This is a genomic window from Rickettsia rickettsii (assembly GCF_001951015.1).
Lineage (GTDB): Bacteria > Pseudomonadota > Alphaproteobacteria > Rickettsiales > Rickettsiaceae > Rickettsia > Rickettsia rickettsii.
The window spans coordinates 496,770-509,166 of record NZ_CP018914.1 but is presented as its reverse complement, the minus strand read 5'-3'; the positions used below and the strand labels follow the sequence as shown (position 1 = coordinate 509,166).

The following is a 12,397-nucleotide window of genomic DNA, read 5'->3' as shown; positions in this document are numbered from 1 at the left end:
ATTGAAGTTATCCCCGCTTTCGCAGGGATGACATTGAGTAGGTTTTTCAAGCCATGCAACAAGACTTTACTGTTGTGAGGATGACATCCTATGTAAAACCAACACTGTACTCATTAATATTATAAGCAAAAATATGAAAAAGCTTAAAGTGAGAGATAGTGACTTAAAATTTTGCCATAACAACATACTAAAGAAAGGAGTAGTTGAGGATAGAATAATACCTCCAAAAGAATGTGATAGACTATAAAGCCTCATTTTAACATTAGTCTTAAATAAGGATTGAACAATAATTTGTAGCGGTACTGCATAAAATGCTGCAAGTCCTATTAATATAACGGGACAGAGAATATTAAATATTTGTTTGTATAACATTATTTGCATTCCTAAAGCAACAATAATGCTGACAAATAAAGCCCATGTAATCTGTCTTAAAGGGTTTATTTTATCGGCAAACAGCCCTGCAAAAACAGCTGATATTCCATAGGTAGTAGTAAGAGCTATATTCATAAATCTTATTTCAGGATGATTTATAAGAGCTATTTTTGTTAAAAAAACTCCTAAGAAAATTACTAAAAAGTGATACACGCCTCCAATAGCACCGTTTATTAGTAATGCTATCATAACGGATAGTTTATTATTCCATATAATTTGCCGCAAGGTACTTTTTGATGACGTTCTTAAAAACTCGCTACTTTCTTTAAAAAAATTTCTCATCAAAATAGCAAATAAACCAAATATTGCACCAATAAAGAAATTAAAACGCCATAAATATTGGATATCGGAATTACTAGCGTAATAATAAGCTATAGCCGCAAGTAATGCACCTATTTGGCTACAGCATGAAACTATTCCTATATTTAAATTTTTCTGATTATCTCCTGTTTTTTCAGCTACATAAACCTTTATTCCGTCAACTTCTCCGGCAAGGCTTGCTAAAAAAACCATTCGACATAATGTTAGTATTACCGTAGCAAAAATACCTATTATCTCAAAGGAAGGAGTAATAGCAATTAATCCAGTAGCAATGCTACTCATACACATTGATATCTTGATAGATTTAGTACGCCCGTATTTATCTCCGATAAATCCAAAAATTAAGGACCCTAAAGGTCGTACTATAACGGCTGCACTAAGAATAGCAAAAAAAACAAGTAGTTGTTTATCCTGCTCTATATTAGGTAAGAAATTTTGTGCAAGAATACTAGCCGATAAACCGAATAGAGCATAATCATAATAACGGATAATCGTTGTGAAAAATGCAACTAAAAAAGCTGAATTAGACATATAATATTTTCTTTTTGTGGCAACAGCATATGATACCAACTATTTAGGCTGTGTGAAAGAAAATTAATTTAATCTATTTTTACTCTTTGTGTCTACAAATTATAAGATTTGAAATAGGAACAACTACAGCATAATTTCAATATAGAAATCTTTTATATTTATTTTACTATTGTAGTTTTAATTATAATATTTTATATTTGGTATATATTCAATTTTTAACCGTTTTAAAAATATGCACTTAGAATATAAAGTTACTATATCTGAAAATGGCAGAATAAATATTCCTGCAAAAATTCGTGATCAATTACATCTTGCTTCAGGAGATCAGTTAATGCTAATACTTGATAAAGAATTAACATTGATTCCTCTAAAAAATAAAATTAAAGAATTTCAAGCATTAGTAAAATCTAGAAATAAAGATAACATATCATTAGTTGACTCTTTAATTGAATCAAGAAGAAAGGAATTTAATAATGAATAAATATATTTTAGATTCATCTGCTTTACTTGCATTATTTAACTTAGAAACTGGTAGTGACAAGGTCGAAGAATTATTACCGTTATCTATTATGTCTACAGTAAATATAGCAGAAGTAGTAGCTGAACTAGATAAAAAATTGAACATATCTTTTATTCAAAGTAAAGAAATGATCTCAGCTTCCATAAATAAAATTGTAGCCTTAGATTTTGATCAAGCTATAGAAATTGGACGCTTAAAGAAAGAAACAGAACAATTTGGCTTATCTCTTGGTGACAGAGCTTGCATTAGCCTAGGATTAATTACAGGCTATCCTATATATACTGCAGATAAAATTTGGGCTAAACTGCAATTAAATTGTAAAATCGTTCTAATTCGCTAGGCTCTAAGAAGATTTCTAATTGATTTGCTATTTTGAGATATTTTTTAGCGAAAATTAATAAGATTTTTGAAAGAATCGCTACTCCTATTTCAAAGAAACCTTATAATTTGCAGCAAAAAATAATCAAAATTAAATCTTCTTAGAGACTAACAGCTCATTTTATGATACAATTTGAACAAAGAGCCATTATTATACTATAAAATAATTACCTTCCTCTTCCTGAGTTTTGCTTTTCTATTTTTGCTCTTCGTGCTTTCATAGCCTTTGCTAGTTCTTCTTTATGCTGATCTCCTCCTTGAGGCATTTGTTGACCAGCATCCTTTGCCTCTTTTTTTATAGTTTTTGGAATTGATATAGGTGGTGGCGGAGGCGATGGGGGAATATGAATACCGCTTCCAGGCATTAGAGGCAGCACCGGTATAGTACCGCTAGGCATAGTTGGAGTATTTTTTGAAGATTGATTAACAGCTTCTGCTTGCTGCTGCTTTATCTTCTCTTCTTTCATACGTTTTATAGCTGCTAATGCTCCTTGTTGCTATAAACCTGCAGCTATCGGCTCTCTTTTTGTAGCAGTTAAGTGTTTATTTTTATTATCAAACTTTTGTTCTCTATCGGAAGCACTATTAATAGTATTATGTTCTTTTTCTATAGCCTTAAATTGATTATTAATAGCTTCTAATTCTGCAGCGATTTTCCATCTTTCTTCTCGAGTAATATTAGAATTAGCTTTTTTTTCTTCAAGCCCCTTTTGCCTCTCTTCTAGTTCTTTCTGTTTTTGCTTTAATTCTTCTATACGTTTTGCATGATTATCTATTTTTTCTTCTGTACTCTTTGTTTGCGGCTCGAAAAAATCCTGTACTTGTCTGCTTTGAACTTTTTTCTTTAACTCTTCATCAAAGGAAAGCGGTTTATTTCGTACAGGCTTGTCCTAAATCAGAATGTATTAGATCGTCAAAATTTTCTCTAGAAGCTAACGGTTTTTTACTGGTATCAGGTATTTGAGGATCATGTTTTCGTAAATCTTTTGTAATTTCTTGTATATTTTTATGCAGTTCTGTAATCAACTCCACTTTACCTCTCACAAGTTAATTGATTTTAAAGATATAGTAATTAAACCTCGTTTATAGCTTCAACGCAAGCAAAAGTTGCTATTTTTAGTATTTCATTAGCTGTTGCTGCAGCTTGAAGTATTTGAACGGGTTTTTCAAAACCGTTTGTTATAGGACCTATAAAGCTGTTTGACGAAAATTCTTGTAACAACTCAGTAGAAATAGCAGCTGAATTTAAACCAGGCATAATTAATACATTTGCAGATCCTGATAATCTACAAAATTTATATAATTTACGTAAATCACCATCTAAAGCCACTTTAACTGATATCTCTCCGTCATATTCAAAATCTACCTTCATGCCGCTCAGCTCTTCTTTGTCCTTGCTAAAATTATCTAGTATATTTACTGCTTCACGAATACGAGCTGTTTTTGCCTTAGAAGAATTACCGAATGTTGAAAAAGAAAGAAGTGCAACACGAGGCGTGATTCCCATATTTTTAGCAATTTCTGCAGTTTGGGTTGCTATTTGTGCAAGTTCCCAACTGTTTGGATATTCTGTAATACAATTATCGGCAATAATAATATTATTATCTTTAGCAATCATAATTGAATAGCCAAGGATTCTACGATTAGTTTTTGGTGAAATGACTTTCATGATATCTTCTAAACTATCGATATAACTTTGCGTAACACCGGTTAGAAGAGCATCACCGTCACCACAGGCTAACATACAAGCAGCAAAAATATTCTTATCAGTTTTAACAAGCTTTGCACAATCACGGTATAAATAACCTTTTCTCTGAAGTTTTTTATATAAATAACCAGTATATTTCTCTAAACTATCGCTTAAGGCCGCATTCATTATTTGAATTCCGTCTAAGTTAATATCTTGACCTATCTTTTTTAACATAGCCTCAATTCGTTCAACACGACCAATTATAATCGGATGACCGTATTTCTTGTCTCGCATCATAAGAGCGGCAGAAATTACTTCTTCTTCTTCACCTTCAGCAAAAACAATCCGTTTAAGCGGTGCATTATGAATTTTTTCAGCTAAGAAATTCATATAGTTAGCAGTAGGATTTAATCTGCTACCTAATTCTTTCTTATATTTACCTATACTAAAATCTTTAACCCTAGCAACGCCGCTTTCTATTGCAGCAACAGCAACCGCCTCTGCTACGGTAATTAAACGAGGATCAAACGGTACAGGAATGATATATTCCTTACCAAAAACCATCTTACGCCCTGAATAAGCTTTATACACCTCTTCCGGTACAGGTCTACGGGCTAAATCTGCAATGGCTTTTGCTGCAGCTATTTTCATTTCCGTATTAATAGTCTTAGCTCTTATATCTAATGCTCCTCTAAAAATATAAGGAAATCCCATAACATTATTAATCTGATTATTATAATCAGATCGCCCTGTTGCTATAATCGCATCATCGCGTACAAGTTTTATATCTTCCGGAGTAATTTCTGGATCAGGGTTAGCCATAGCAAAAATAATCGGATTATTTGCCATTCTACTCACCATATCTTTAGTTACTGCCCCTTTTACCGATAACCCTATAAATACATCAGCGTTATTTAAGCTTTCCGCTAAAGTTCTAAACTTGGTATCACTTGCATATAGCTCTTTCCATTTATTCATACCTTCTAAGCGTCCTTTGTAAACAACGCCTTTAGTATCACATACAATAATCTTTGATTTATCAGCTCCAAGAGCAATTAATAAATCAATGCAAGCAATAGCTGCTGCACCTGCTCCGTTAACTACGATTTTTAAATCTTCAAGCTTGCGATTAGTAAGATACGCAGCATTTATTAGCCCTGCGGCGGTAATAATCGCTGTTCCATGCTGATCGTCATGAAAGACCGGTATATCCATTAAAGATTTTAATTTTTCTTCTATAATAAAACATTCCGGAGCTTTAATATCTTCAAGATTAATACCCCCAAAACTATAACTGAGATACTTCACGGCATTAATAAATTCTTCAGGGTCTTCCGTATTCACTTCCAAGTCAATTGCATCAATATCAGCAAATTTTTTGAATAGTACCGCTTTACCTTCCATCACCGGTTTTGAAGCGGCAGCTCCTAAATTACCAAGCCCAAGTACGGCAGTACCGTTAGAGATTACGGCAACTAAATTACCGCGAGCAGTATATTTATATACATCCTCTAAATTTTTAGCAATTTCAAGGCAAGGAGCCGCAACCCCTGGGGAATAAGCAAGTGATAAATCTTGCTGAGTAACTAAAGACTTTGTTGCAGAAATAGCGATCTTACCAGGCTTATCTTTTTCATGATATTCAAGGGCCTCAGCATAATTTATTTTATTCATTGCATCCATTTTAGAAATTCCTGTTTTATTTGTTTGTTTTAGTTTTTCATCATTGCGAGCAAACGCAATAGGCATCGACGAAGCAATCTCAGGCAACATTCCTGAGATTGCCACGCTCCTTTCAGTCGCTCGCAATGACTTGGTAAATTCACCCCATTATATACATAATAATTGATATAGTAACTACCGAGAAAAAAGTAGTAAATGTTATAATCAACGCCATAGAATCAGGATCACCGTCAAGTTGACGAGATAAAACATAAGCAGTACTTGCACATGGCAGGCAGCTATATAATATTCCTACCGATCTATTTAATCCGTCAATAGACATTAACCATAGTACTACTACACTAACTAGAGGAAATGCAACTAATTTAACAAAGCTTGTAAACATTACATTATGTAAAAGCTCTTGTCTAATAGTAAAATTAAGCCCTGCCCCAACATTTAGCATACCGATAGCTAAAGCGGCATTAGAAAGGCTATCTAACGTTTGCTTAAGCCCTAAATGTAATTCAAGATTTGAGTAATTAAAAACGAATCCTACTAAACTGGCGATAATTAACGGATTACGCACAATTAATTTCATCATTAAAACAAAACTAGTGCTAATAGTATTAGTCACGGATTTATTAGGGACATAATAAGCGAAAATCATTACCGATAAAATATTGGTAAAAATAATCATATAAGAAGAAATAATGGCAACGATTGAAAGTCCGCTAGAACCAAGCAAGGGGCTACTTACCCCAAAAAAAATGTAGCTATTATAACGAATCGATCCTTGAAAAATGGAAGTAAACTGGACTTTATCTATGTTGTATTTTTTTTGGTAAATTATAAGACCGATTGATACAAGAATAGTGGATATAATAAGAGCCACTACTAATTTAATTATGAGTGCAATGCTTAAATCGGCAGTGGATACATAACTAAACAACATGGCAGGAAATAGTACAAAATACGATAATTTCTCAATACCACGCCAAAATTCTTCTGAAGTTAACCATTTATTTTTGATAATACTACCAAGCAGCATAATTAAAAAAATAGGTAACGTACTACAAAAAATTTCATTCATTTGTTAATAGTTTTTATTTTAACGTCATTGCGAGGAGCGAAGCGACGTGGCAATCTCGTCCAACTTCCTGAGATTGCCACACTCACTTCGTTCGCAATGACGCTTAGATACCCATGCGGGAATGATATATAGGCTACAACTGCCCTTCAACCAGCTTTTTCATTTCCTGCACCCCGTAAAGCTTTATAAAAGTCCCAAGTCTGGGACCTTCATTCTGTCCAAGCAATATTTGATATAAATCTTTGAAGTAATCACGCAGATTTGCATATCCTGCTTTCATGCCTATATCATATATTGCTTTCTGAATTGCTTCAGCTTCGGTTTGATCAGCTATATCAGATAACATATCTAATATATCCTGCAAAATAACCTTATGCTTTTCAGAAGGAGATAAATATGATTTATGTGCTTTAATAAAGTCATTATAATATCTTATAGCAAATTCTGCTAAATGGTCAAGATAAGGGTTAGTATTTGGAGTTGCTTGTGGCTCATATTTGCTAATAAATCCCCAAAGCACCGATTTATCCGAAGGATTACACACAGAAGTAAGATTTAAAAGCAACGAATAGGTAATTCCAAAAGTCTCAATTTTCGGTACATTTCCGTGATGGATGTGATAAACGGGATTTGCAACACGCTTTGCCCTGTCCTCTTCTAAATGATATTTCTGGTTAAAAGTAATATATTCATCAACATTTTTAGGAATTACATCAAAAAACAAACGCTTAGCTCTAGTCGGATTTTGATACATAAATAATGCCATACTTTCAACAGGAGCATATTTCAGCCAATCATCAATGCTAATACTATTACCTTTTGATTTTGATATTTTCTCACCGTTTTCATCTAAGAATAACTCATAACATAACTGCACCGGCGGCTTTCCTCCTAGGATTCGGCAAATTTCTGAATAAAGACGAGCATTTGCCAAATGGTCTTTGCCGTACATCTCATAATCGACTTTAAGCGCAGCCCAACGCATACCAAAATCCGGCTTCCACTGTAATTTGCAATGCCCTCCCGTTACCGGTACTTCTATATAATTACCGGCTTTGTCTTTATACGTTACAGTGCCTGCTTTAGCATCCCATTTCTCTATAGGTACTTGCAGTACCTTACCTGTTTTCGGACATATAGGCATGAAAGGTGAATAGGTAGCCTTACGCTCTTCTCTAAAAGTCGGTAGCATTAGCTCCATTATCTCGTCATATTTCTCAAGCACCATTATCAGCATCTCATCAAACATACCAGCTTTATAACAGTTAGTACTGCTATAAAATTCATACTCAAAGCCGAATTTATCAAGGAATGAGCGAAGCTTTGCATTCATATAATGCCCATAACTTTCACATTCACCGAATGTATCAGGGATAGAAGTAAGCGGCATATCCATATACTGTGCCACCATTTCAGGATTTGGGATATTGCTAGGTACTTTACGAAGCCCGTCCATATCATCGGAAAAGCAAATTAGTTTAGTCGGAATATCGGATAATTGCTCAAATGCTTTCTGTACCATCACCATACGGGCATTTTCACCAAAAGTACCGATATGAGGTAAACCTGAAGGACCGTAACCCGTTTCAAATAATACATACCCCTTCTCAGGAATTTGACCGTTTAAGCTATCTAATATCTTCTTAGCCTCAACAAAAGGCCATGCGTTTGACTTAATAGCATCTTCCCAAATTTCTGACATTGATTTTTCTTGCGCTTTAATTAATAATCAGTGACAATATACTAAATTTATTTATTTGTAAAATATCAAATTAAACGCCGTCATTGCGAGCGACTGCCAGGAGCGTGGCAATCTCGGGAAGTTTGATGAGATTGCCACGCTCCTGGCAGTCGCTCGCAATGACATTAAGAACAAAAAAACATGCAATTTAATACTATTATAAATTATATCAGAAAAGATAACTATAAAGTTCTACATTTAGGACTGATCGCAATTTCTATAATAGCACTTTCTACCGCTTATATTGCTGAATATATATTCCATTATACACCATGTCCTTTATGCGTTTACGAACGATTTCCCTATTTAACCCTAATCAAAATTTGCTTAACTGCTTTAATCATCCGACAGTTAAGTAAGTATACTTTAATATTCATTCTCCTAACTATCCTTAGCTCTTGTATATTATCAACCTATCATAGCTTCGTAGAAAGAGGCATAGTACAACCAAGTGCTCTTTGTTCATCAATGCTTCATATCCCGAAAGGCTTGTCTATACAACACATCAAACAAATGTTCTACTCGCAGCCAATCACGTCCTGCATGAAACCCGCCATCAAAATCTTTGGTATTTCTATGACAGAGTATAATCTACTCTTAAATATCGGTCTTCTAATCTGTGTACTCCTCGTTTGGTTTTATCCAAAATCTAATAAATAGTTAAAATTAACTATTGGATTGCAGAAATTCAAAATATTATGTATAATGTTCACACGACAAAATAATATTTAAACATAAAGGAATATTTATATGATGAATCAACCAACAAATAATGCTAATTACCGACTTCCAGACGGTAGTACGGTTTTACATAATGCAGCAACGTATAGGGAATGTAAATAATGTTAGACTTTTACTTTCACAAGGTGCCGATTTTAATGCTTTAGATGCTAAAGGAAAAAAACTATAGATTATGCATCTAAACCAGAAATTAAAGAAATACTAACTGATGCTAATGTACGCTCAGCACTACCTGAATTCAAAGCAGAACAAAAGCTTGCTGAGATGAAGAAAAATATTAAAAATGAGGATGATAAAAATAAAATTATCAATGGATTAATTATGAATCCTGAATTTTATTCTGATATAGATGATGTTACAAGAGAGAAATTAATAGAAAAACTTTTTAATTATAATTTAACGATAATAATCCAGTAATAGCTCCGGTAGCAGCACCGGCACCAGTAACAACCACTACTTCTACAGAAATAGCAGCAGAGGACAATGTACGTACACCAAACCCTGAAATATATGACACCTTAATTGAAGCTGAAGACAACCGTACACCGTTTAGTATAGCAGCCTCAACTGGAAATGCAAATATTGTTCAAAAATTAATTGAGCAAGGTCATAATGTCAATGCTAAGGATGAACAAGGAAATACGGCATTATTTTATGCAAGCACTAAAGAAATAGCTAAAATTTTTTAGACAAAGGGACAAGTTTTGAAGTTGAGCATAAATATCTATACTCACCTATACATTAGGCGGCAACAATAGGAAATAAGCAGCTTTTTACTTAAAAAAAATGTGGATGTTAATACTAAAGATGGAAAGGGACGTATACCTATAAATTATGCAACTTATTCTAAACAGCACGAAATAACTCAAATTTTATTACAACCCGGCAGTGAAATTGATACAGTAGACAATTATGGCGGCACACCTTTTTGCTATTTGCTACTAAAGCATGAATCAGGTCAAAATAAAACGTTACTGGACTTATTTTTAAATAATAACGTTAATCTTAAGATTAATGCGTGTGGTGAGTCAATTTTTAATCACGCACTAACATCAAGAGATAAATGGTTACTTGAGCAGTTAATATCTAAAGGTGCTGATATAGGACGACAAGGCGTTCTATTGAATAATCCATTCGATCACAGTATAGCAGAACTTGTAAAGATAGGTGTTGATAAAGAAAAGATAATTCTCATATTAATGAGCAATTAAAAATTACATACAAAAATACTTGGGTGCAAAATCAGCTAACAATTATAAAGACATGGATGTTAATGGTTATAATTATGATTTACCGGATGAAGAAGGGTTTGCAAAAAATACACACGAAAAATTATTAAAAGATGTTATACAACGTCTTAAAAACAGTGAAGATAGAGATGGCATTATTAATACATTAATTGAGATTAGTATTAATGAAGATACAAGAACAGAGCTAATAGAAAAAGTTTTAAATTATAATGTTAATGATAATAATCCTGTAGCAGCTCCAGCATTAGTTACTCCTGTAGCAACCCCTATAGTAGTACCGACTCCATCAACTGCAACAGAAGAAAAGTTATCGGCTGAAGTGAAGACACGTCTTACAATAGGGAAAATAAGGATGATATTATTAGCTTCTTTATCAGAATACTAACGAGAATGTAAAAAGTGAGTTAATAGATTATATCTGTGAATATTCTTTCGATACTGAATTAGCCAGACAGATAGGTGCAGATATTCAATTCTAATTTAAAATCTCTTTAAGTGCTTTTAAAGAAAAACCCGGTGGTTTTAGGTAGTCTAGTACTACCTTACCACTATCTAAGACTATAAGCCTTTTGCCGTAATTTACGGCATCTTCTAAATTATGCGTGATCATAACGGAAGTGATCTTATGTTTCTCTATAATCTCTGCTGTTTTTTTCATCACTTCCAAAGAAGCTTTCGGATCTAAATTTGCCGTATGTTCGTCTAGAAATAATATTTTAGGTGGATGAGCTATGATAAGTGCCAGCAGTATCATCTGCTTTTCTCCACCGGAAAATTTACCTAATGGCTGTGAAAGTAAAGGCACAAAGCGTTTAGGTGCACCTGTAAGCTCTAACAACTCGCTACTTGCTAACCGTTCATTACTAGAGAATCTACTTTCCCACAAAATGATATTTTCTTCAAGGGTTAGCTCGGTAAATAGCCTCTCTTCAGCTTTTTGTGTTAATGTAACTAATGTAGAAGCTTTTTGTCGTTTAGGTATTTTATCGATTCTGACTTGATCTAGACACACTTTCCCGCTAGTAGGTTTTAAATAGCCGGCAAGTATTTTAGCTAAAGTAGACTTACCGCTACCGTTATGACCCAATATTACAACAAACTCTTCTTTAGCAATATTTAAAGTAGTTTCAGCAATTATAGGTTCGGTTCTTGCTTTAACTTTGAACTGTATATTTTCTGCATATAAATAAGGTTTCATAAAGCCTCTCTTTTTACAGAACTCAACGAAATAAACAATACTATACCTAAAATAAGCTTAAGATTTATGGGATCGATTCCAATTCGGAGTAAAAAGCCCAAAGCAATAAAGTAAAATAATATACCTATCAAACAAGACAATATCTCTTTAAACGCATTAAAATTATTATCATGGATTAAAATATGACGCCCTATAACAATTGCACCAATACCGACTAGTGCAACCCCGAAACCCATATTAATATCGGCAAAACCATTTACTTGTGCAGATAAAGTACCGGTTAAAGCAGCAAAACAATTACTTATGCTAAAACCGATAGTACGGTAAAGCTCAGCAGGTTTTCCTAAATTAATCAATAAATCTTTATTAAAACCAAAAGCACGAAGAAATAAACCGAGCTTACCTTTTAATAAAATTATAACTGAACATATAATAAGACAATTGATTATTACTAAAGGTATTAACCAATTTTCGAGCTCTAATATAGATAATAGAGTCGGCATACCAAGAACCGATATATTAGGACGCTGCATAATTTGTAAGTTAACCGAATAAAGCATAAAACTTGCAAGTATTCCGGCTATAAGCCCGTTAATGCGGTTATTCTTCTGCATAACACTAACTATACTGCCTATAATTCCGCCTGCTATTACGGCAAATATTAATGCAGGCAATAACCCAAATGAAAGGCTGCGGGCAAACACTGCCGCACCAAGTACATAAGTACCGTCTACGGTAAGATCGGTAATTTTGAGAATCCGATAACTTATATACATCCCTAAAATAAGCGGCAGCATTATTAAGGATTGCTCAAGAGCAGTAACTAAAATGTTCATGTTA

General features: G+C 33.6%; 15 protein-coding genes. 7 read left to right on the top strand and 8 right to left on the bottom strand.

The window, feature by feature from the left end:
- Positions 1 to 66: 66 nt before the first annotated feature.
- Entirely contained in the window at positions 67 to 1,284 is a 1,218-nt protein-coding gene (locus tag BTU51_RS02925) for an MFS transporter (RefSeq protein WP_012150709.1), read from the bottom strand.
- 232 nt (positions 1,285 to 1,516) lie between these two features.
- Between BTU51_RS02925 and BTU51_RS02920 the strand changes: the two genes are divergently transcribed.
- Both BTU51_RS02920 and BTU51_RS02915 read left to right on the top strand, forming a co-directional pair.
- Positions 1,517 to 1,765, top strand: a complete 249-nt coding sequence (locus BTU51_RS02920; protein WP_010977150.1) for an AbrB/MazE/SpoVT family DNA-binding domain-containing protein — start codon at positions 1,517 to 1,519, stop codon at positions 1,763 to 1,765.
- A complete protein-coding gene (locus BTU51_RS02915; protein WP_012150708.1) occupies positions 1,758 to 2,144 on the top strand; it encodes a type II toxin-antitoxin system VapC family toxin in 387 nt (128 codons plus the stop codon). The genes BTU51_RS02920 and BTU51_RS02915 overlap by 8 nt, the downstream gene beginning before the upstream one ends.
- A gap of 205 nt (positions 2,145 to 2,349) precedes the next feature.
- Here the strand turns inward: BTU51_RS02915 and BTU51_RS02910 are convergent, their stop codons facing one another.
- The 5 genes from BTU51_RS02910 to BTU51_RS02890 all read right to left on the bottom strand — a co-directional run bounded on the left by BTU51_RS02910 (position 2,350) and on the right by BTU51_RS02890 (position 8,329).
- Complete coding sequence (locus tag BTU51_RS02910) at positions 2,350 to 2,649, bottom strand: hypothetical protein (RefSeq protein WP_012150707.1); 300 nt, start codon at positions 2,647 to 2,649, stop codon at positions 2,350 to 2,352.
- Between the two features lie 403 nt (positions 2,650 to 3,052).
- Positions 3,053 to 3,226, bottom strand: coding sequence for a hypothetical protein (locus BTU51_RS09180; RefSeq protein WP_012262340.1), 174 nt, complete (start codon positions 3,224 to 3,226; stop codon positions 3,053 to 3,055).
- A 28-nt stretch (positions 3,227 to 3,254) separates the two neighbouring features.
- Positions 3,255 to 5,555 (bottom strand): NADP-dependent malic enzyme, encoded by a 2,301-nt coding sequence (locus tag BTU51_RS02900; RefSeq protein WP_012150705.1) that lies wholly within the window; start codon positions 5,553 to 5,555, stop codon positions 3,255 to 3,257.
- A 139-nt stretch (positions 5,556 to 5,694) separates the two neighbouring features.
- On the bottom strand, positions 5,695 to 6,627 hold the full coding sequence (locus BTU51_RS02895) for an AEC family transporter (RefSeq protein WP_012150704.1): 933 nt from the start codon (positions 6,625 to 6,627) through the stop codon (positions 5,695 to 5,697).
- Positions 6,628 to 6,760: 133 nt separating this feature from the next.
- The gene (locus tag BTU51_RS02890) at positions 6,761 to 8,329 is read right to left on the bottom strand and encodes a lysine--tRNA ligase (protein ID WP_012150703.1); all 1,569 of its coding nucleotides are present in this window, start codon (positions 8,327 to 8,329) and stop codon (positions 6,761 to 6,763) included.
- Positions 8,330 to 8,509: 180 nt separating this feature from the next.
- On the opposite strand from BTU51_RS02890, the gene BTU51_RS02885 reads away from it, so the two are divergent.
- From BTU51_RS02885 to BTU51_RS02870, 5 genes are all read left to right on the top strand, one after another.
- Positions 8,510 to 9,028, top strand: a complete 519-nt coding sequence (locus BTU51_RS02885) for a disulfide bond formation protein B (RefSeq protein WP_012150702.1) — start codon at positions 8,510 to 8,512, stop codon at positions 9,026 to 9,028.
- 345 nt (positions 9,029 to 9,373) lie between these two features.
- Complete coding sequence (locus BTU51_RS09175; RefSeq protein ID WP_004995953.1) at positions 9,374 to 9,526, top strand: hypothetical protein; 153 nt, start codon at positions 9,374 to 9,376, stop codon at positions 9,524 to 9,526.
- Between the two features lie 50 nt (positions 9,527 to 9,576).
- Positions 9,577 to 9,798: an ankyrin repeat domain-containing protein gene (locus BTU51_RS09910; RefSeq protein ID WP_329517961.1), complete on the top strand. Its 222-nt coding sequence runs from the start codon at positions 9,577 to 9,579 to the stop codon at positions 9,796 to 9,798.
- Positions 9,799 to 9,897: 99 nt separating this feature from the next.
- Complete coding sequence (locus BTU51_RS02875; RefSeq protein ID WP_012150699.1) at positions 9,898 to 10,320, top strand: ankyrin repeat domain-containing protein; 423 nt, start codon at positions 9,898 to 9,900, stop codon at positions 10,318 to 10,320.
- A 52-nt stretch (positions 10,321 to 10,372) separates the two neighbouring features.
- Positions 10,373 to 10,744: a hypothetical protein gene (locus BTU51_RS02870; RefSeq protein ID WP_230453523.1), complete on the top strand. Its 372-nt coding sequence runs from the start codon at positions 10,373 to 10,375 to the stop codon at positions 10,742 to 10,744.
- Between the two features lie 90 nt (positions 10,745 to 10,834).
- Here the strand turns inward: BTU51_RS02870 and BTU51_RS02865 are convergent, their stop codons facing one another.
- On the bottom strand, positions 10,835 to 11,557 hold the full coding sequence (locus tag BTU51_RS02865; RefSeq protein ID WP_012150697.1) for an ATP-binding cassette domain-containing protein: 723 nt from the start codon (positions 11,555 to 11,557) through the stop codon (positions 10,835 to 10,837).
- Positions 11,554 to 12,393, bottom strand: coding sequence for an ABC transporter permease (locus tag BTU51_RS02860; RefSeq protein WP_012150696.1), 840 nt, complete (start codon positions 12,391 to 12,393; stop codon positions 11,554 to 11,556). The genes BTU51_RS02865 and BTU51_RS02860 overlap by 4 nt, the downstream gene beginning before the upstream one ends.
- Positions 12,394 to 12,397: the final 4 nt, after the last annotated feature.